Origin of the sequence: Acinetobacter sp. TR11, from assembly GCF_027105035.1 — a bacterium.
Lineage (GTDB): Bacteria > Pseudomonadota > Gammaproteobacteria > Pseudomonadales > Moraxellaceae > Acinetobacter.
The window spans coordinates 2256246-2275680 of the sequence record NZ_CP114256.1 but is presented as its reverse complement, the minus strand read 5'-3'; the positions used below and the strand labels follow the sequence as shown (position 1 = coordinate 2275680).

Sequence of the window (19435 nt, the reverse complement as noted above, 5' to 3'; positions counted from 1 at the left end):
AGTATAATGAATACGATTGACATTATGAACGCCGTAGAAAAGGATAAGTCAGTGAATCCACAGCAAACAGAATTTACCTCATCTGAAGAGCAAGTTCAGCAATCTAATACTGTGTTTGTCTCTCAGTTTGAAACAGCATCATCGAATAAAAAACCAAAAGTCAGTGATGTGAAAATCAGTACCAAGGATGTCCATGTTTATTATGGTCAAACAGAGGCAATTAAAGGTATTGATATTGATATTTATCAAAATGAAGTGATTGCGTTTATTGGGCCATCTGGTTGTGGTAAGTCGACTTTCTTGCGTACTTTAAACCGTATGAATGACACGATTGATAGCTGTCGCGTGACTGGTAAAGTAACACTTGATAACCAAGATATTTACGATCCAAATCTTGATGTAGTGTTGCTGCGTGCTCAAGTTGGTATGGTATTCCAAAAGCCAAACCCATTTCCAAAATCAATTTTTGATAACGTTGCTTATGGACCTAAACTACATGGTTTGGCACGTGATAAATATGACTTGGAAGAAATTGTTGAAAACAGCTTACGTAAAGCGGGTTTATGGGATGAAGTCAAAGATCGTCTAAGCCAACCAGGTACTGGTTTATCAGGTGGTCAGCAACAACGTTTATGTATTGCACGTACTATTGCTGTTAGTCCAGAAGTGATCTTAATGGATGAGCCTTGTTCAGCGCTTGATCCGATTGCAACAGCAAAAATTGAAGAGTTGATTTCAGAACTTTCTGAACAATATACCATTGCAATCGTAACTCACTCGATGCAACAAGCTGCACGTGTATCTGATCGTACTGCATACTTCCACTTGGGTGATTTGATCGAAGTCAATTCAACTGAAAAAGTATTTACACAACCAGATCATCAATTGACTGAAGCTTATATTACGGGTCGTTTTGGTTGATTCTTGCTGAATAAAAAAAAGAGCCTTCGGGCTCTTTTTTTATGAGATAGATGAAAATGAATCTATTTTGCAAAATCACTATTGAATTTTTATTCAACAGACCACATCTTAGTCGAATAAAGCCGAACTTATAGAGCACTTACTTTATGTTATTCCATTTACCTAAATTTCCTGCTGAAATTCGTATTAGTCATTTAAATGCGCGTGTGAATGAACAAAGAAAAAGAATTGCACAAACAACAGCATCTCGTTTGGAATTACTACAACTCGTTCAACAACTCGCTAAAGAAGCAAAAGTTCGTAAAAAGAATGATCAAAAAATTTATGTGCTCGACTTTAAAGGCGATGTACAAGCATCTGCTGTCGATACCATTCGTGAAGAAATTACCCTAATCTTGGCAACTGCAAAAGCAGGGCACGATCGTGTGGTTGTACGCTTAGAAAGTCCAGGTGGCATGGTTCATGGTTATGGTCTAGCTGCTGCCCAATTGGTTCGTTTACGTGATGCCGGTTTTAACGTCACGATTTGTGTAGATAAAGTCGCTGCAAGTGGCGGTTATATGATGGCATGTATTGCCAATGAAATTATTTCTGCTCCTTTTGCTGTTGTAGGTTCAATAGGAGTGGTTGCTCAAGTTCCAAACTTCAATCGTTTATTGAAGCAACACAATGTTGATTTTGAGCTGTATACAGCGGGCGAATACAAGCGTACCGTGACGATGTTTGGTGAGAATACACCAGAAGGTAAGGCTAAGTTTGAAGAAGAGTTGCAACAAACCCATGCTTTATTTAAACACTTTGTTGAGAAATATCGTCCACAATTAGATGTTGCTAAAGTTGCAACAGGTGAACATTGGTATGGTGAAGATGCACGTGAATTGAACTTGGTCGATAAATTACAGACCTCTGATGAATATTTGTTAAGTCTATTACCAAAACATGATGTGTATGTGATTAATACGCGTAAACGTCCAACTTTTGGTGAAAAATTAGGTTTACAAGCTGCGCAAATGGCTGAGAGTTTAATCCCAACAGTAATCGGAAAACTTGCTGATAGTTTAGTGAAGGCAAATAGTTCACTTGTGCAAATGCGTGATCCAAAATTTTAATTAGATTTTATGTTGCGTATTTTGATAAACCAGTCTATTTAGGCTGGTTTTTTCTTTAGTTAAGTAACATGCTTATTTATCGATAAGCGTTTTATTTTTGTAGAGTTGAATCATCCCCATAATAATCGCACCAAGCGTAGCAAGAAACATATCTTTGTGAGCATCCCATTGATCGCCTTGTTGTCCATTGTAATTCTCAGCATCTTCAGGAGATAAACCCATCGCAATCCACCATTCAATCAATTCATAAAATAAGCTACTTGCCATGACAAATTGAATCACTAATAAAAATAGAGAGAATGGTTTTACCTTGGGTAACCATACTTGAAAACATCGATAAAAAAATGGGTACAGCAACAAGCCATAAGCAAAATGTACAAAGCGATCATACATATTACGTGACCAGCCCATACTTTGATTTAGGTCGAAGTGAAAAAGTGTATTGATCCAATCGTTATAAGGAACATAAGAATATAGGTAATGTGCACCAATAATATGAATAAAAAGGAAGGCGAGATAGAGACAGAAACTATAAAAATTGATGCCAATCTTTTTCAGTGTAACTAACAGGGCAATCAGCATCAGAACAGTACCTGCTTGATGCAATAAATAGGATTCAAACTCTAAAGGTTGAATACTTGCGATTATGACACTCAGTACAATGCTAGCTAAAGCGAGGTAGTGTTTTAAATTCAGTTGTTTTTCGATCATGCCATATCCAAAATGAATTAAGACAAATGAGATTTACCTTACTTGGTCGCGTTTATGTCAATTGGTTCTTCTACTGTAGATATACCACCAAGTGCCTGACAAGCTTGTTTATATAATTGATATTTTTGTTGTACAACCTCATCTAGTGGGATGTCAAAAAGGTCTTCTCCATTTTTATATTGTTCAATATAAGTTGAAGCTTTTTCCTTGTTTGCTGCAAGCGTTTGTTGATAAAAATTGGACATTGAAGAGGGGGCAAGCTGATTTGCTTCAATGTTTTTGCATTGGAAAGCTTGTAAGATTTTCTCAGCACGTTTGACTTCACTGGATTTGCCAAAAACACATCCAGTTAAACAGATTGCGAGCACAAACGAGAAAAAAAGCTTCATGATAAATAAGGTAAAATTTGAGTTATTGTATTATTGTATATTAAATTAATTTAATAAATTAATTCTTAATGTCCAACACAAAAAAATTAAGTAATTTTTAATAATTTATTTTTGTTTTAAAAAAATAAATAATCTGAGAATCATGATGTACATAAGAAAAGCAGAGAAAAAAGACGTATATGATTGTGTTCCATTGATCTATAGTGCGGGCGTGCCTCTATTTGATTACATTTATCGGCATGAACAAATTACGGCGGAGCATTTTATTCACAAAGAGTTTTTGTCTGAATATGGGTATACCAGCTATAACTTGCATTGGGTTGTTGAGCATCAGGGGAAAGTGATTGCTGTCGTGGCATGCTATGCAACAAAAGATTTGTCTCGTATGGATAATGGAACCATTAAAAATATTTTAAAGATGTATAAATTTCGGTTTCCTCGTGTGTTTATACGAGCACTAAATTCTAGTTCAGTGGTAACAAAACCCAGTGAGACGAGCTTACATGTGGCAAATTTTGGTGTGCATCCAAATTATCGTAGTAAAGGAATCGGCACTGAATTATTACAACATCTTAAAATGCATGCCATTGAACAAGGATATTCTGGGTTGTCTTTAGATGTTTCTAAAGCAAATCCAAAAGGGCAAAGCTTATATGAGCGAATCGGTTTTAAGGTTGTAGAGGAAACAGCTTTTAAGGATGAAAACACTCAAAGAATGCCAAATGGTAGACGGATGGAATGGTATTTCTAACACGATCTAGAATATGAATATTTATAACAACTACGATTTCACGTTATGCTATGCATGAGCATCATCAATCCAAATTCTTATGCGAGTTTTAAACATTATTTTATATGTCTTGCTAATCTGTTGCTCTTGTTTGGCAAGTGCCAAAGATTATGATTTTTTTGCAGAAGATCATGATGCAATGGAAAGTATGTTTGATGCTGCTTATCCCCAAATTAAAACAGATTATTCAATCTTGCATAATCTGTTTTTCCAAGATGATCGTTGGCGTGTTTATAACTATACCGCTTACCAAACCAATCAATTTAATCAAAAGATGTTAACGGGAGATACAAGCAATCTCTCTTTAGATGATTTTTCGATTTCACTTGGATACGGTATGGTGTATCAATTGAATAAGAATAATCGGATTGGTTACGAATATCTTTCCAGTTTTCCATTTGATCGGGGGCAATTAATTCGATTATTTTGGTTGCGCATTTTTTAAGATTTTTTCTGGTACAAACCCGCTCTGACAATTCCTGCTTTGGTTTCTTTAATTTTTTGCCAACTAGATGGAAGTTTTAATTGAGATAATTCTCGATCTGCTTCTACATAAATAAAGGCATTTTCCGTAATAATTGGATCAGCTAATTCAGCAAGTTCTTCCCATAATGCTAGGTCGTATGGGGGATCTAAAAAAACAACATCAAAATGAGTGTTTAATTTCTTTAATGCTTGTTGTGCAGTGAGTGTCAGGAGCTGACAATTGTCTGCTTTTAGCAACTGAATGTTTTCTTTTAAAAAGCGAGCTTGAATCGGGTTGGGTTCGATCATCACAACTTTTGCAGCACCGCGTGATAAAGCTTCAAAAGCCAATGCGCCAGAACCACTACATAAATCTAAAACTTGTGAATTTTGTATATCCCACATGAGCCAATTAAATAATGTTTCTCTTACGCGATCTGGGGTTGGGCGTAAACCATCAATGCTAGCAAATGGAAGTGTTCTGCGTTTCCATTCACCACCGATAATACGTAATTGATTCTTCATTATTCAGTGACTCCATCATTGGAATGAGAAGCAGCAGTTGTTGTAACGGAACTTGACGCTGCTGGTGTCGATGCAGGTGAATCAGAACTATTTGGTAGTTCACCAGGTTTAATACCAGCCGTCATTAAACCGCCACTCACTTGATGGTTGGCTGGACGAATAGGATTATTTTTACGAGTGACTAGCCAGTAATCAAAGACTGGACGTGCAAGTTGAGCCGCCGATCCGCCATGTTTACCATTTTCCCAAACGACAGCAATTGCGATTTGAGGATTATCCGCTGGTGCAAAGCCAACAAATAAACCGTGGTCCCATTGTCGAGAGGAAAGAGCGGCTTCATTATAGCGTTTGCCTTGAGCGATACTTTTGACTTGCGCTGTACCTGTTTTACCTGCAATTGAGTACTGTAAACCGCCTTTAATCCCACGACCTGTTCCTGATTGAATGACATCAATCATAGCAGCATGCATGTTGAGCCAATCTTGTTCTGTACCATTAAATTGAATTTTACCGTCAGGAGCATTGTGCACAGAATATTTTTTTGCGCCCTTATTATCACGTAAAACGTGAGGCGTAACATGAGATCCTTTGTTGGCAGTAATTGCTACAGCCATCGCAAGTTGTAATGGGGTAGCAGTAAATGCACCTTGTCCAATACTCACAGAAATAGTTTCGCCTTTTAACCATTTCGATTTACGTGTACGCATTTTCCAGTCTGGACTTGGATATAGACCTGTGCTTTCACTTGGTAAATCTACACCTGTTTTTGCGCCAAAGCCAAATTGCCGCATCCAGTCATTCATTTTTTCGATACCCATACGATAAGATAGGATATAGAAATAGGTATCGCAGGATACAACTTCAGCTTTATGTAAATTTACAGCACCATGACCTGTCTTTTTATGATCACGGAAGCGGTGGCTATCTCCTGGTAAATTAAAATAACCAGGATCAGAAATTGCTGTGCCCCAATCGACAAGTCCGTAATGAATTCCACCAAGTCCGAACATCGGTTTAATCGTCGAACCCGGTGGATAAACGCCTTGTACGGCACGGTTATAAAGTGGTTGGTCTAAGTTGTCACGTAGCCCACTATAATCTTTTGAACTGATGCCTGTAACAAATAAATTTGGATTAAAACTCGGGCTAGAAACCAGTGCTAAAATTTCTCCTGTTCGAGGATCCATTGCTACAATTGCACCACGACGATCTGCCAACTGTTGAGCTGCAATGGTTTGAAGGCCATAATCTATCGATAAATAAAGATCATTTCCGCGCGTTGGGTTTTGACGACCTAAATGACGTAGTACATTACCATGTGCATCGGCTTCAACTGATTCATAGCCTGGTGTTCCATGTAATAACTCTTCATAGCTTTTTTCTGCACCAATTTTTCCAATCAGGTTGGTACCTGCATATAAATCTTTATCAATAGATTTTAGTTCTTTGTCATTAATTCGCCCCACATAACCAATCACATGGGCAAATAATTCGCCATGAGGATAGTAACGTGTCATTTGTGTTTCAATTTTTACACCCGGGAAGTCGTATTTAACTTCGCTGAATTTCGCAATATCTGCCTCAGTCAGATTTAACTTGATGGCAATTCTTTCCGTTTTACGTGCAGTTTTTACGCGACTTTTAAAACGATCGACATCTTCTTGGGTTAAGCTCAGTATTGGAATTAAACGTGCAATGGTTCCATCAATATCTGTGACATCTGTACGACTTAGTGTTGCTGTAAAAACAGGATAATTATCCGCTAAGAGTACGCCATTACGATCATAAATATAGCCACGTGCGGGTGGAAGAGGCTGTAAACGAATCCGGTTTTTATCAGAGGCTGTTGTAAAGTCGTCGTAATGAATAATCTGTAAATATGCATAACGGCAAATTAATAAAAGTAGAAAAGTAGCGACGACAAATATAGCAAAGAAGATTCGACCCTTGTAAATGCGCTTTTCTTGCTGCATGTTTTTTAAAGGAAAGTGCTGTTTCATAGGGTGTCGACTTAAATTACAAGGGAGAAAATATAAAAGGCGCGTTATTTTAACGTAAGTTGCATGATCATACTGTAGTATTTTCAATACATCATCTGAATGATGACGCGATAGTTTTTGACTTTGCAGACATTAAAATTGTAGGGACTTGTATATTAGATGCAAAATAATTCTGTTAAAGTCTCAAACTGTTTGAAATAGGATTGTCCAAGATACATTCTTAGGGAAAATGGAGAAAATAATGAAAAAATCTTACCTTTTACTAGCGGTTTTAGCATTCAACGGCGTTGTCCATGCTGAAGAAAATCCATATATGCCTGAAGCAAAATTAAAAGGGGCAAAAGACGTAGCAACTTGGAATATTGGTGCTGGTTTTACTAAAAAATTACTACATGCGAATCTTGAATGGGTAAACCCATACGGCATTGCTTATGCAAAAGTAGGCGCTTTTTTAAATGATGATAATGAACCTGGTGCGCAAATTGGCTTTCGTTATCCATATTATTTAACAGGTACAGATAAAAATGGTTATTACCTTGGTCTGTATGCTGGTCATTTAGATAGTAAAAACTATGGCGGTAAACAAAAAGGGAATTTAGGTGTTGGTACTGATTTAGCATTTGTTTGGTTGAATAGTGATCGAATCAGTACATTTAGTGTGGGAGCGGGAGTGCGTGACAAGATAGAAGATGGAAATGGGAAGACTGTAAAAAAAGCAGAGCCTGTTTTTCAGATTTCTTACACGTTAAGTTTTGGCTTATAGGGGCGTGACTGATTGTTCATTCTTTTATAAGTCTTAATGTATCAATAATTCTGAGAGTCATGCATGTTTGATTACGTCAATGAATTGTGGCAGATTTTTTTAAATCGACCTGACCATCTGGCGGTCCTAAGTATTATTCCAGTGACAGCCCTAGTAACATGGGCTCACGTATGGATGGCTTTAAAAATGGTATTTTACCCAATTAACTTTTGGGGATTCCATCTAGGACCTTTACCTGTAGGTTGGCAGGGGATTGTGCCGCGTAAAGCAGGGCGTATTTCAGGCATCATTACTGATAATACATTATCTAAGTTGGGTTCATTGCGTGAGTTTTTAGAGGCAATGGATCCAGAAGATATGGCAATGATCATTGGTGAGCAAGTTGGTTTTGAACTTGAGCACTTGATTGATGAAGTCATGATTGATCGAAATGCGGTGCTGTGGGAAAACTTACCTTATTCGATTAAGCGTCGTATTTATGCGCAAGCGCATAAACAGCTTCCAAATACTTTAAAGGAACTTGTGACTGAGCTGACCATGAACGTGGAGTCACTTGTTGACATGCGGGAAATGGTGGTGAGCCAAATGGAAAATGATCGCCGTTTGATGGTGCGCATGTTCCAAAAAGTCGGCCAAAAAGAAATTAATTTTATTTGGCATATCAGTGCTTTAATTGGAATGTTCTTTGGTGTTTTCCAAATGATCGTTTGGTTCGTTGTACCGTGGCATTGGACAGTTCCTTTTTGGGCTGCGATCTGGGGCTTTTTGACCAACTGGATCGCAATTTGGATGGTATTTAATCCGATTGAACCGCATTATATTCGTTATCCGCAGATTTTTCGTTTGACCAAAGATCGTAAGTTTCCTTGGATTGTTCCTGTGCTAAAGCTTGGTACATATAACGTTCAAGGTGCATTCATGAAACGCCAAGAGGAAGTTTCGGATGTTTTTGCGAGCGTGGTTACGGAAGACTTAATTACTCTGAAATCCATCATGACTGAAATGATGTATGGCAGTAAAAAAGACAAAACTCGTCGTATTGTCAAGCGCCATATCAATGAAATCATGGAAACCCCATTGGTTAGAACATCATTGCAGCTTTCATTAGGTCCAAGAGAATATGCTAGACTCAAGACCGACTTGATTGATCGCTCAATTGAAATTACTATGGGTCCAGTATGTGATCCAGCTCTGAATGCAAGTCGTGCGCAGAAGATCTTTCAAATGTTTAGAGACCGCATCCGTGAACTGACACCGAAAGAGTTTCAGAATCTATTGCGACCTGCGTTCCAAGAAGATGAGTGGATCCTAATTGTATTGGGTGGTGTGACTGGTTTTTTTGCAGGTTTAATCCACTTATTTGTTGCTTTCTTATAATTAATTTGATGTTGGTTGAGCAATAAATCTGTATCATATTGCTCAATTTAAGATTTATTGTTTTTAAATGAGGATGTTCTTTTATGCGCATTATTTTACTCGGACCACCTGGGGCAGGTAAAGGTACTCAAGCTCAGTTGATCTGTAAGCGCTACAATATCCCACAAATTTCAACCGGTGATATGCTCCGTGCTGCAATTCGTGAAGGAACTGAACTAGGTCTTAAAGCGAAAAGTGTTATGGAGTCTGGTGGTTTAGTATCAGACGAACTCATTATTGGTTTGGTTCAAGAGCGTATCGCTCAACCAGATTGCGTGAACGGTTGTATTTTTGACGGTTTCCCTCGTACGATTCCACAAGCCGAAGCTTTGGAAACGGCGGGTATTTCAATTGATCATGTGATCGAAATTGATGTTCCAGATGAAGAGATTGTTCAACGTCTTTCAGGTCGTCGTCAGCACCCAGCTTCTGGTCGTGTTTATCATCTTGTTTATAATCCACCTAAAGTAGAAGGTAAGGATGATGAAACTGGCGAAGACTTGGTACAACGTCCAGATGATCAAGAAGAAACGATTCGCAAGCGTTTAGGTTCATACCATAGTGAAACTGAACAGCTAGTAGGTTTTTATCAAGGTCGTGCTGCTTCAGGTGAAAATGCACCATCTTATGATAAATTGAATGGCTTACGTGCAATCGAAGAAGTTCAAAAAGAATTATTTGCTATTTTAGATAAATAATTTAGTTTTGATAGAACTGTCTTATGTAGCCATAAGACAGTTTTTTTATACCTATAATTATCTACGACATAAAATGTCGCTATGTCAGATTAAATGATATAAAAACTAAACAAAAAACGTTATATTTCATTCAAGCGTACAATTTAAAAATACTGAAACTTAGAATTATTTTAAAGGGTTAACTATGTTGCTGACGATTCAATCTGATCAAGTCGAGCAAATTATTCCAGATGCAAGTTCGGCAAAATCAGCCAAGAAACTCGCAAAATTCGAAGCATGGAACAATATCTCGGGTTCGACTGATCAATGGATTTGGGGAGAAATTCAGGGCAGTGCGATTTATCAAAGCGCAGTTTTTTTACCTGAACTTAAATGCGAATGTAGTTGTCCAAGTTTTAAACGACCTTGTAAACATGCTTTAGCACTATTGTTTGTCTATACCGAGTATCAAGATAAATTTACTGTGCAATCAGATGAAGAAAGCATACCTGATCGAGTACAAAAATGGCGAGATAAAAAAACCAAAACACTTGAGAAAAAAGAAAACAAGATTGATAAACCGATTGATGAAGAAGCACGTTCGAAACGCCAATTGGCACGTGAGAAAAAAATGGATGCAGGCATTGAGGCATTACAAACATGGTTGAATGATGTTGTCACGATGGGACTTGGGAGATTACGTCAGCAACAACATGAAAAGTTCCGCGATATTCAAAGTCGTTTGGTCGATGCTCAAATTGCAGGCTTAGTCAGCTATTTAGATGAGTTTTCGAGTGCGCTGTATCAAAGCAATTGGCAAATGCAGAGTTCATTTTGGTTAGCTAAATTACAAACAGCCGTTCATTTATGGCAAAACCGTCAGAAACTTCAGCCAGAACTGTATGAAGAAGTTAAACAGCTCTTTGGTGTGAATTTACCAACTGATGTGTGGGGTCAAATTGCAGTACAGTCTTTAAATGTGTATGTATTGGGACAAGTCACACAGGAGTTGGTGAATACCCGTGGACGTTATCGTCGTCAATGGCTGTGGGATAGTCAAAATTTACGTGACTATTTGCTATTAGATTTTGAAATTCCGCCTTATTCAAACTTTGGCTTAACGTTGCCTTTCCAAAAACAACTGGCTTTAAATGCCAAACTTTATCCAGTGGTAAGCCAACAACGTCTTCGTTTAGAAGATAATTTAATGTCATTCAATGATTTGAATCTAATGCCGGTTGCGCCAAAAGGCTTTAAAAATTTTGATCAAGCATTTACTCAATATGCGAATGGCTTAAAACAATATCCTTTGCAGTTAGTACGCTTTTTCTGGCTAGAGCAATTGCGTTTAGTTAAACATGACAAAGTAATTTATTTGGTCGATCAGGATCAAAAAATGTGTGAAATTGAGATTAAACAATTTGTTGAGTTATGGTTTTTAGTGGGGACTGAGCCATTTAGTGCAGGCGTTGAATGGAATGGATTGCAACTTAAACTGGTGAGTATTTGGCAAGGAGGGCACTTTGAATGTCTTTGAGCATATCATACAGTGAGTTTAATCAGCAGTTATTACTCAAACTGACGCTAGGGCAGCAGTTTAAACAGACTGTAAAAGTACCGAGTGAATTGCAAATCTATGTGCCTCAGCAGATTGATTCAGCTCAAGATTTATTAGTCTTGAATCAATATTGGGTGTTGATGCAACAAGCAGGTTATCAAGCGCAAGGTGTACCTGAAACCTTACAAAAGAATATTGCTGAGATTGATCAGATAGAAAATGAAAAGCAATTGGATAATCAACTTGTGCAAATTTTGAAATGGGTTGTTGCACAAGAGTCGCCATTTTTATATCAAGATTGGGTTATTCAAATTTTCAAACTTGCTCAACTACAGCAGCAAGTGATTCCTCGTTATTTGGTGTTAAAAGTTTTACCACTGTGTCGAAACCCAGTGTTATTGGCATCAGTCTTACCTGAATTTGCATTTCAGGGCGATGTGACAACGCGTTTGGATGATGCAAAAAGGGTGTGGAAATATGTGAAACAACAAGACGCAGCACCATTGATCCGTCAATTACAGAAATCAAAAAGTAGCGAATGGTCTTTGTTGATGAGCCAATTATGCGGTCAATTGCCGAACTTTATTCATCAACATATAGCAGAGTTTTGGTCACAATCGATTCAGAGAAATCATTTGCAAAGTCATGCTGAAAGTCTTGTGACATATAATATCCCAGTGACTCAATTTGAAGCTTTATACCAGCATGTAAAAACATTAGAACCACAGAATGCAGCGACAGTAAGTAGTAATGCTGCATTAGCTTTCTATTTATATTATCAAGATAACGCGCTTTATCATGAAGTTATGGCGTTACTGCGTGTATGTTTGAGCTACGATGCTCAAGCTAAAAAAGTTAAATTCAACATTAACTTAGATCAAGATGATGCATTGAATGATTATGGCTTTTTTGATCGAGAAGCTAATTTGGTCGAAAGCCGTAAAAGTTTAAAAACGGCTTACCAAAGTGCTCAAGTTGAGCAAGCTTATCAGGCATTTTGTGCAAGTCCGCAGGGCGTACTTTATCTCAAAAGAATTTTAATTCAATTGCCGCTTGCGTATTGGTTAGAATTATTTGGTACTTGGGATCATTTACTTTCATTGCATTCACAGCAAAAAGATTCGCTTTGGAATGCGTTTATTGTGTGTTGTTATCGAGAGCAACGACATGATTTAGCTCTATGGTTTTACCAACATCAAGTCAAATGGTGTGAAGCTGTAACGGCATCAAGTGGGAACATGTTTGAACGTGAGTTATTCTTTACTTTACTAGACCAAGAACCAGCAATTGGATTGTTGTTAAAGCAACTCGAGTCCCATTACCAAAATCAAGATGTAGAACATTTTTGGTTTGTTTGGCAACGTGCCAAGTCTTTGTATCAATATCATAACATCACAGAAATGGCGGTCGTGTTATTACAACATGCATATGCGAACTTAGATTTGCAGCAGGATCAGAAGAAATTTGCATTATTAAAAGAGCAGGCCCAATGGCTGATTTTGCAAGCTTATCCAATCGACATCAGTAGTTTACAAGCTCTTTTTTCTATTTCTGAATGGAAACAACTCATTCAATTGAATCAGTACAAACAAAAACTTATTGCTTAATGATCAAGAAATCATAAATTAGGATAATCAACATGTCTCAACAAGTTTTACGTGCGCGTGCAGAACAACAATTTTCTCATGAATTAGATGCATTAAAAGCACATGACAGTTTAGTAAAACCTCCACAATGGCAACTTTCGCCTAAAGCAGTCGTAGATTACTTATTGGGTACAACACTGCCAGATGGAACAGAAATTTCACCAAAATATATTGGTAATCGCCGTTTGATGGAAATTGCTGTTGCGACATTGGCGACTGATCGCGCCTTGTTGTTATTAGGCGTACCAGGCACAGCAAAATCATGGGTATCTGAACATTTGGCTGCTGCGATTTCAGGTAATAGTGCTTTATTGATTCAAGGTACGGCAGGTACGAGCGAAGATACCTTACGTTATAGTTGGAATTATGCGCAACTTTTATCCAAAGGCCCAAGCGAAGATGCTTTGGTGAAAAGTCCGATGTTACGTGCGATGCAAGAAGGCAAGATCGCGCGTGTGGAAGAACTGACTCGTATTCCTGCCGATGTCCAAGATACCTTGATTACCTTACTTTCCGAGAAAAATTTGCCTGTTCCTGAGTTGGGAATTGAGTATCAAGCGGTACAAGGTTTTAGTGTGATTGCAACAGCCAATAACCGTGATAAAGGGGTGAATGAACTCTCTTCTGCGTTAAAGCGTCGTTTTAATACGGTGATTTTACCGCCGCCTGCCACCATCGCTGAAGAAGTGGAAATCGTACAAAAACGTGTTCATTCATTAGGTAAAAGTTTACAACTACCTGAGATTCAGCCTTTAGATGCTCAAATTCAAAAACTGGTGACGATTTTTAGAGAGTTGCGTCATGGGCAAACCTTGGATGGCAAGCAAAAACTCAAAACCACCACAGGGACTTTATCCACGGCTGAAGCCATTTCAGTGATGAGTCATGGTTGGGTGATGGCAGGGCATTTTGGTTCGGGCAATGTTACGGATCATGAACTCGCAGCAGGTCTACAAGGTGCAGTATTAAAAGATCCTGTTCAAGATATTGTGCCTTGGAAGGAATATGTGGAAACCGTGATTAAACAACGTGAGGGTTGGCAAGACCTGTATCGTGCTTGTCGTGACTTAGAATAAAACCAAATAATAAATGACCTCATCCCAATCTTCTCCTTGACAAGGAGAAGATGTGATCGAAATAAAGGATAGAAAAATGCTGCATATTCTCGGTATTCGTCATCATGGGCCTGGTTCGGCACGTAGTGTATGTAATGCTTTGGCTTCGATTCAACCTGACTGTATTTTGATTGAAGGGCCACCTGATGCCAATGCAATCATTGCCCAATTGCAACATGCCGATTTTAAGCCGCCTGTGGCGTTGTTGTTGAATACCCCTGTACAAAAAGAAGTGCGATCACAGGCAGTCTTCTATCCTTTTGCTGAATTTTCGCCTGAGTGGCAAGCTTTGCAATATGCGTTGCGTCAGCAAGTTGCAGTAGAGTTTATGGATCTGCCTTTGCAACATCGTTTTGCACTGGAAAAACAATGGGCAGAACAACGTTTACAACAAGCTTCAGCAGATGAACAAACATTCGCAGACGATGCTGAGATTGAGCCAGAGCTGCAAGTGGCTGATGAAGCAGCGCAGAATATGGAACAGCATTATCTTTCGATTCGCCGAGATCCAATTCAACTGTTGGCGGAACAGGCAGGCTATCAAGATAGCGAACGTTTTTGGGAGCATTTGGTTGAACAGCAACCGCATGCTGGACAAATGTTTGCCGCAATTACTGATGCGATGGCAGCTTTACGAGATTATTTACTGAGCCAGCAGCCTGAAAACTATAGCAGCGAAGATCAATTGCTGGAGCAGTATCGCGAAGCCTATATGCGCAAAGTGATCAAGCAGGCAGAAAAGCAGGGCTACCAAAATATTGTAGTGATTTGTGGTGCATGGCATGCACCTGTGTTGGCAGATTTAAAAGCGCAAAATAAAGCAGATACCGCTTTGCTCAAAGGCTTGCCCAAAGTAAAAGTGGATGCTGCATGGATTGCGTGGACACATGGGCGATTGAGCCGAGACAGTGGCTATGGTGCAGGTGTACAAGCGGTGGGATGGTATACCCATCTTTGGAAGCATTATCAACAAGCTTTAGACGAAAATGTTGATGGCGAGAAAATTAGCATTGATTGGTTAAGCAAATTTGCCCAAGCCTTACGCCAAGCAGGTCATGATGCCTCTAGTGCTCAGATTATTGATGCGGTACAACTAATTCAATCTTTATTGCAATTACGTGGACGCCGTATTCCTGATTTGGAAGATTTATTTGAGGTGATTCGCTCGGTCTTGAATCATGGTTTAGATATTCCACAACCGATTTTAGCCAAATTGCTTGAAGACGAGCAATTGGGGCAAGTACCCGATGAATTGATTGAGCTACCCATTCAAAAAGATTTCTTGCAGCAAGTGAAGCATTTCCGTTTAAAGCTCGAAGCACCTCATCGTGACATTAGTCTTGATTTGCGTGAAGCATTCGACTTGGCAAAAAGTCAATTTTTACACTGCGTGAAATTACTCGGTCTTGCTTGGGCAGACTTGGCAGGTACAGGCTCGAAGCAAGGCAATTTTAAAGAAGCATGGCAATTGTCTTGGCAGCCTGAGAGTAGTTTATATCTGAATGAAATGTCGCTGTGGGGCAATAGTATTCAGCTTGCTACACAAAGTTATTTAGAAAATCAGATTCGACAATGTGAAGATGTGGCGCAAATTGCACAACTGATTGAGAGCATTTTATTGTCTGGTCTAGATCAAAGCTTAAATTTGGCTTTGGATAAATTGAATGAACTCACTACCCAGCATCAAGACCCTAGTATTATTTTGGCAACTTTAAAGCCACTGATTACGGCAATTCGTTATGGCAGTGTGCGCCAATTTTCAATGCAACATTTACATCAAGTGGTAGAACATTTAGCGATTCGCTTGATGTTGAGTTTGCCAAGTTATTGTGTACAACTGAATGCCGAAATGGCGCAGCAGTTTGCCCAACAACTACAAAATTTATATGAACTTTTAGAACAATTACAACAAGATGAATTGTTACAGCTTTGGCAAGAGACCTTACATCAGTTATTGCAGTTGGAACAGATGCAAGGTTATTTGCATGGTTGTTGTGTGCGTTTAGCACGAGAACAGCACTTGATTGATGTAGAGCAAACACAGGGGTTTCTGTCTCGAGCTTTATCGCTTGGGCAGACGGCGGATTATAGTGCAGCTTGGTTTGAAGGTTTCTTGACTCATCAAGCTTTGCTATTGATTCATGAGCAAAGTCTTTGGGATACGGTGAGCCAATGGGTCAATCAATTACAAGAGCAGCAATTCATTGAATTGTTACCGATTTTGGCGAGAACAGCTTCAAGTTTTAGCCCTGCTGAAGCGCAGCAATTAATTCAGAAAGTGACGCAAAAATCGACCGCAGTCAAACAAGAGGTCGGTGCTTTAGACATCGCACGTGCTCAAACGGTATTAGATGAAATTTATGCGTATTTACAGCCTGTTGTGGTAGAGGGTTAAGTCATGAATATGAATGAAGAACTGATCACTTTAGAACAACCTGACCTTGCGGAACAAGAACGACGTTGGCGATTAATTTTAGGGCAAGTCCCAAATTCGACCTCGCATTTACCGAATTGGTCGGTGCAAGATACCAAAATGCAAGAATGCTTGAATGAGCTTTATCAGACGCAACAGTCCAATCGCCGTGGTGGTTTAGGGCATTCTAGTCCTCGAGTGGCGCAATGGTTGGGGGATATTCGCCAGTATTTCCCATCTTCTGTGGTAAAAGTTATTCAAAAAGATGCTTTAGAGCGTTTAAATTTACAACAAATGTTGTTAGAGCCTGAATTGTTGGCGAGTGTAGAGGTCGATATTCATTTGGTTTCTACCTTAATTTCACTCAATCATTTGATGCCTGAAAAAACCAAAGAAACTGCACGCATCGTGGTACGTCAGTTGGTAGAACAGCTTGAAAACCGTTTAAAACAACCATTACAGCAAGCGATTCGAGGCAGTATCAATCGTTCAGCACATACGCGTCGTCCTAAACGCATGCAAGACATTAACTGGAAACGCACCATTCAAGCCAATTTGAAACATTGGCAGGAAGATTTTAAAACCATTATTCCACATGAATTACATGGACATCCACGCCAACAAACGGCTTTAAAAGACATTGTGCTGTGTGTCGATCAAAGTGGTTCGATGGCACCTTCGGTGATTTATTCCAGTGTCTTTGCGGCGGTGATGGCAAGTATTCGTGCAGTCAGTACGCAAATGATTGTATTTGATACTGAGTTAGCCGATTTAACCCCTTTGCTCGAAGACCCTGTGGATGTGTTGTTTGGAACGCAGTTGGGTGGGGGAACCGATATTGCCAAAGCGATTAAATATTGTCGTGGTAAAATTACTCGTCCAGAAGATACCATCTTTATTCTCATCAGTGATTTGTGTGAAGGTGGTGATGCCAAGCAAATGCTCAAGCAAGTCGCTGAAATGCTAGATAGTGGTGTGCAAGTGATTGCATTACTGGCATTGTCTGATGATGGTGCGCCTTGGTACGATACCCAACATGCACAGATCTTTGCGGATATGGGTATCCCAACCTTTGCTTGTACACCTGATCAGTTCCCAGAATTGATGGCAACTGCAATTGAAAAACGAGATATTCATGCATGGTATGCAACCCAACAAAATCTGACATAATAGAATATGAAGATGACGTTTCGCTATGCAAGTCGAAACGTGTGAGCTGATTGAGGATAGGTCGTTGCTGAAAATTATTTTGATTGTGGTGGTAATTTTAAGTTTAGCTTTACTGTTGTTTTTATTGTATCAAAGTCAAAAAATGCTGCGTCATGTGCAGAAACAACAGGCTTTGGAAAATAAGAAAAATGGTCGAGAACGTCAGCTACATCCCAAATTACAGCAGCGTAAAAAACCTCAGGATTAACTGAGGTTTTTTGTTGGAATTGTTTTTACGGCTCCAAATTCAAAACGATCAGGCCAGTTGCAGACATCGGATACGATACATTCAGCACATTTAGGTTTACGTGCTATACAACAATAACGTCCATGCAAGATCAGCCAATGATGAGCATCAATAATAAACTCTTTAGGAATAACCTTAATTAATCGATCTTCGACTTCTAAAACATTTTTACCTACTGCCAAACCAGTACGATTGCCAACACGGAAAATATGGGTATCGACTGCCATAGTGGGATGACCAAAGGCGGTATTGAGCACGACGTTTGCCGTTTTACGCCCTACACCTGGTAAAGCTTCCAGTTCTTTTCGCGTTTCTGGAATTTGTCCTTGATATTGATCAAGTAAAATCTGACAAGTTTTGATCACATTTTCAGCTTTAGCGTTATATAAACCAATCGTCTTAATATATTCTTTTAAGCCCTCAACCCCAAGATTTAAAATAGCTTGTGCAGTATTAGCAACGGCATAGAGTTTATCAGTCGCTTTGTTGACACTGACATCGGTTGCTTGTGCAGAAAGCAAAACAGCAATCAGTAACTCAAAAGGAGAGCTGTAGTTCAGCTCAGTTTGGGGATGTGGTCTTTGCGTACGTAAACGTTCAAAAAAAGTCTGAATTTGTTTTTTGGTCATATTTTTGACAGGCATTTAGATTCCCTGTAATTCATTTAAACGTTGTTGTAAATCGAGTAATTGTGCCTGTTTTTGCTCATCAGCACGTACGCTTAATTGTTTTTCTAACTTTTTGATTTGCGTTCTAATTTTCGCAAGTTCAATTGTCGTTTTTGCATCTAATACAGGATTTTCTTTCGGTTTATCCATGAGTGTGATCACGGGTACATTGTTAAGTGCTTGAGAAAATTGAGCAAAAAATTCGGTATCAATTTCAGCACGAACAATCGGTCCTTTACGACTCAAACGACGTTTTTCTTCTCGTTGGATATGCGCATAGTAACGATGTCTGAGATCATCTTGTTCAAGATTACGTTGTTGAACTGTAGGTAATGGATTGGTATCTGCGACTAGATCAATACAATCTACAGGACAGGGTGGAATACATAACTCACAACCCGTACATAGATCAGTCAAGATACTATGCATTAATTTTCCGCTACCGATAATGGCATCAACAGGGCAGGCACTAATACATTTAGTACACCCGATACATTCATCTTCACGAATTATCGCTTTCATTTGTTGCGGTCGACCATCTGCTTGAATATCCCAAACACTCGGTTCCGCAATCATTGTTGGTCTTTTTAATAATGTCGCAAGTGCATCTGCAACGGGTTGTCCACCTGGAACGCATTTGTTTGCATCTTCACCTTCCACGATCGACTTTGCATAAGGTAAACAACCATCACGATGTCCACATAAACCACATTGTGTTTGTGGTAAAAGTTGGTCTACCTGAACGATAAGAGAGAGTTGTTGTGCTGAAACTGACATGAAAGAAGATAGGATAAAAACAGTGTCGCTATTATA

General features: G+C 39.0%; 19 protein-coding genes. 13 read left to right on the top strand and 6 right to left on the bottom strand.

Annotated elements, in window-relative coordinates; all coding sequences use genetic code 11:
• The first annotated feature begins 6 nt into the window (after positions 1 to 6).
• Positions 7 to 921 carry a phosphate ABC transporter ATP-binding protein PstB gene (gene pstB / locus O1450_RS10865; protein ID WP_269228423.1) on the top strand — a complete coding sequence of 305 codons (915 nt, stop codon included), beginning with the start codon at positions 7 to 9 and terminating at the stop codon, positions 919 to 921.
• 146 nt (positions 922 to 1067) lie between these two features.
• Complete coding sequence (gene sohB, locus O1450_RS10860; protein ID WP_269228422.1) at positions 1068 to 2030, top strand: protease SohB; 963 nt, start codon at positions 1068 to 1070, stop codon at positions 2028 to 2030.
• A 72-nt stretch (positions 2031 to 2102) separates the two neighbouring features.
• Here sohB and O1450_RS10855 read toward each other — a convergent pair whose 3' ends face one another.
• Together O1450_RS10855 and O1450_RS10850 are read right to left on the bottom strand one after the other, a co-directional pair.
• Positions 2103 to 2741 carry a DUF2238 domain-containing protein gene (locus O1450_RS10855; protein ID WP_269228421.1) on the bottom strand — a complete coding sequence of 213 codons (639 nt, stop codon included), beginning with the start codon at positions 2739 to 2741 and terminating at the stop codon, positions 2103 to 2105.
• A 38-nt stretch (positions 2742 to 2779) separates the two neighbouring features.
• A complete protein-coding gene (locus O1450_RS10850) occupies positions 2780 to 3130 on the bottom strand; it encodes a hypothetical protein (RefSeq protein ID WP_269228420.1) in 351 nt (116 codons plus the stop codon).
• A 145-nt stretch (positions 3131 to 3275) separates the two neighbouring features.
• On the opposite strand from O1450_RS10850, the gene O1450_RS10845 reads away from it, so the two are divergent.
• Positions 3276 to 3881, top strand: a complete 606-nt coding sequence (locus tag O1450_RS10845) for a GNAT family N-acetyltransferase (RefSeq protein ID WP_331276171.1) — start codon at positions 3276 to 3278, stop codon at positions 3879 to 3881.
• A 79-nt stretch (positions 3882 to 3960) separates the two neighbouring features.
• Complete coding sequence (locus O1450_RS10840; protein ID WP_269228418.1) at positions 3961 to 4365, top strand: hypothetical protein; 405 nt, start codon at positions 3961 to 3963, stop codon at positions 4363 to 4365.
• On the opposite strand, the gene rsmD is transcribed toward O1450_RS10840, so the two are convergent.
• Together rsmD and mrdA are read right to left on the bottom strand one after the other, a co-directional pair.
• Entirely contained in the window at positions 4362 to 4910 is a 549-nt protein-coding gene (rsmD, locus tag O1450_RS10835; protein ID WP_269228417.1) for a 16S rRNA (guanine(966)-N(2))-methyltransferase RsmD, read from the bottom strand. The genes O1450_RS10840 and rsmD overlap by 4 nt on opposite strands.
• Positions 4910 to 6910: a penicillin-binding protein 2 gene (mrdA, locus tag O1450_RS10830; protein ID WP_269228416.1), complete on the bottom strand. Its 2001-nt coding sequence runs from the start codon at positions 6908 to 6910 to the stop codon at positions 4910 to 4912. Before mrdA ends, rsmD begins: the two co-directional genes overlap by 1 nt.
• Positions 6911 to 7151: 241 nt before the next feature.
• Here mrdA and O1450_RS10825 point away from each other — a divergent pair, with 241 nt between their 5' ends.
• The 9 genes from O1450_RS10825 to O1450_RS10785 all read left to right on the top strand — a co-directional run bounded on the left by O1450_RS10825 (position 7152) and on the right by O1450_RS10785 (position 17915).
• Positions 7152 to 7673, top strand: coding sequence for a hypothetical protein (locus O1450_RS10825; protein WP_269228415.1), 522 nt, complete (start codon positions 7152 to 7154; stop codon positions 7671 to 7673).
• 63 nt (positions 7674 to 7736) lie between these two features.
• Complete coding sequence (locus tag O1450_RS10820) at positions 7737 to 9050, top strand: hypothetical protein (protein ID WP_269228414.1); 1314 nt, start codon at positions 7737 to 7739, stop codon at positions 9048 to 9050.
• Between the two features lie 83 nt (positions 9051 to 9133).
• On the top strand, positions 9134 to 9787 hold the full coding sequence (gene adk / locus O1450_RS10815) for an adenylate kinase (RefSeq protein WP_269228413.1): 654 nt from the start codon (positions 9134 to 9136) through the stop codon (positions 9785 to 9787).
• A 184-nt stretch (positions 9788 to 9971) separates the two neighbouring features.
• Positions 9972 to 11303 carry an SWIM zinc finger family protein gene (locus O1450_RS10810; protein ID WP_269228412.1) on the top strand — a complete coding sequence of 444 codons (1332 nt, stop codon included), beginning with the start codon at positions 9972 to 9974 and terminating at the stop codon, positions 11301 to 11303.
• Positions 11294 to 12931 carry a hypothetical protein gene (locus O1450_RS10805; RefSeq protein ID WP_269228411.1) on the top strand — a complete coding sequence of 546 codons (1638 nt, stop codon included), beginning with the start codon at positions 11294 to 11296 and terminating at the stop codon, positions 12929 to 12931. The genes O1450_RS10810 and O1450_RS10805 overlap by 10 nt, the downstream gene beginning before the upstream one ends.
• A gap of 32 nt (positions 12932 to 12963) precedes the next feature.
• Positions 12964 to 14046: an ATP-binding protein gene (locus O1450_RS10800; protein WP_269228410.1), complete on the top strand. Its 1083-nt coding sequence runs from the start codon at positions 12964 to 12966 to the stop codon at positions 14044 to 14046.
• A 76-nt stretch (positions 14047 to 14122) separates the two neighbouring features.
• Positions 14123 to 16480, top strand: a complete 2358-nt coding sequence (locus O1450_RS10795; protein WP_269228409.1) for a DUF5682 family protein — start codon at positions 14123 to 14125, stop codon at positions 16478 to 16480.
• 3 nt (positions 16481 to 16483) lie between these two features.
• Complete coding sequence (locus O1450_RS10790) at positions 16484 to 17668, top strand: VWA domain-containing protein (RefSeq protein ID WP_269228408.1); 1185 nt, start codon at positions 16484 to 16486, stop codon at positions 17666 to 17668.
• 64 nt (positions 17669 to 17732) lie between these two features.
• Complete coding sequence (locus O1450_RS10785; protein ID WP_034602651.1) at positions 17733 to 17915, top strand: hypothetical protein; 183 nt, start codon at positions 17733 to 17735, stop codon at positions 17913 to 17915.
• Here the strand turns inward: O1450_RS10785 and nth are convergent.
• Both nth and O1450_RS10775 read right to left on the bottom strand, forming a co-directional pair.
• Positions 17912 to 18598 (bottom strand): endonuclease III, encoded by a 687-nt coding sequence (gene nth, locus O1450_RS10780; RefSeq protein WP_269228407.1) that lies wholly within the window; start codon positions 18596 to 18598, stop codon positions 17912 to 17914. The two genes, O1450_RS10785 and nth, sit on opposite strands and share 4 nt — an antisense overlap.
• Positions 18599 to 19399 (bottom strand): RnfABCDGE type electron transport complex subunit B, encoded by an 801-nt coding sequence (locus tag O1450_RS10775; protein WP_269228406.1) that lies wholly within the window; start codon positions 19397 to 19399, stop codon positions 18599 to 18601.
• Positions 19400 to 19435 lie beyond the last annotated feature (36 nt).

Bases quoted from the DNA above. Each gene is read 5' to 3' on its own strand.
- pstB (WP_269228423.1), top strand. From the start codon at position 7: ATGAATACGATTGACATTATGAACGCCGTAGAAAAGGATAAGTCAGTG.
- sohB (WP_269228422.1), top strand. From the start codon at position 1,068: ATGTTATTCCATTTACCTAAATTTCCTGCTGAAATTCGTATTAGTCAT.
- O1450_RS10855 (WP_269228421.1), bottom strand. From the start codon at position 2,741: ATGATCGAAAAACAACTGAATTTAAAACACTACCTCGCTTTAGCTAGC.
- O1450_RS10850 (WP_269228420.1), bottom strand. From the start codon at position 3,130: ATGAAGCTTTTTTTCTCGTTTGTGCTCGCAATCTGTTTAACTGGATGT.
- O1450_RS10845 (WP_331276171.1), top strand. From the start codon at position 3,276: ATGTACATAAGAAAAGCAGAGAAAAAAGACGTATATGATTGTGTTCCA.
- O1450_RS10840 (WP_269228418.1), top strand. From the start codon at position 3,961: ATGCGAGTTTTAAACATTATTTTATATGTCTTGCTAATCTGTTGCTCT.
- rsmD (WP_269228417.1), bottom strand. From the start codon at position 4,910: ATGAAGAATCAATTACGTATTATCGGTGGTGAATGGAAACGCAGAACA.
- mrdA (WP_269228416.1), bottom strand. From the start codon at position 6,910: ATGAAACAGCACTTTCCTTTAAAAAACATGCAGCAAGAAAAGCGCATT.
- O1450_RS10825 (WP_269228415.1), top strand. From the start codon at position 7,152: ATGAAAAAATCTTACCTTTTACTAGCGGTTTTAGCATTCAACGGCGTT.
- O1450_RS10820 (WP_269228414.1), top strand. From the start codon at position 7,737: ATGTTTGATTACGTCAATGAATTGTGGCAGATTTTTTTAAATCGACCT.
- adk (WP_269228413.1), top strand. From the start codon at position 9,134: ATGCGCATTATTTTACTCGGACCACCTGGGGCAGGTAAAGGTACTCAA.
- O1450_RS10810 (WP_269228412.1), top strand. From the start codon at position 9,972: ATGTTGCTGACGATTCAATCTGATCAAGTCGAGCAAATTATTCCAGAT.
- O1450_RS10805 (WP_269228411.1), top strand. From the start codon at position 11,294: ATGTCTTTGAGCATATCATACAGTGAGTTTAATCAGCAGTTATTACTC.
- O1450_RS10800 (WP_269228410.1), top strand. From the start codon at position 12,964: ATGTCTCAACAAGTTTTACGTGCGCGTGCAGAACAACAATTTTCTCAT.
- O1450_RS10795 (WP_269228409.1), top strand. From the start codon at position 14,123: ATGCTGCATATTCTCGGTATTCGTCATCATGGGCCTGGTTCGGCACGT.
- O1450_RS10790 (WP_269228408.1), top strand. From the start codon at position 16,484: ATGAATATGAATGAAGAACTGATCACTTTAGAACAACCTGACCTTGCG.
- nth (WP_269228407.1), bottom strand. From the start codon at position 18,598: ATGCCTGTCAAAAATATGACCAAAAAACAAATTCAGACTTTTTTTGAA.
- O1450_RS10775 (WP_269228406.1), bottom strand. From the start codon at position 19,399: ATGTCAGTTTCAGCACAACAACTCTCTCTTATCGTTCAGGTAGACCAA.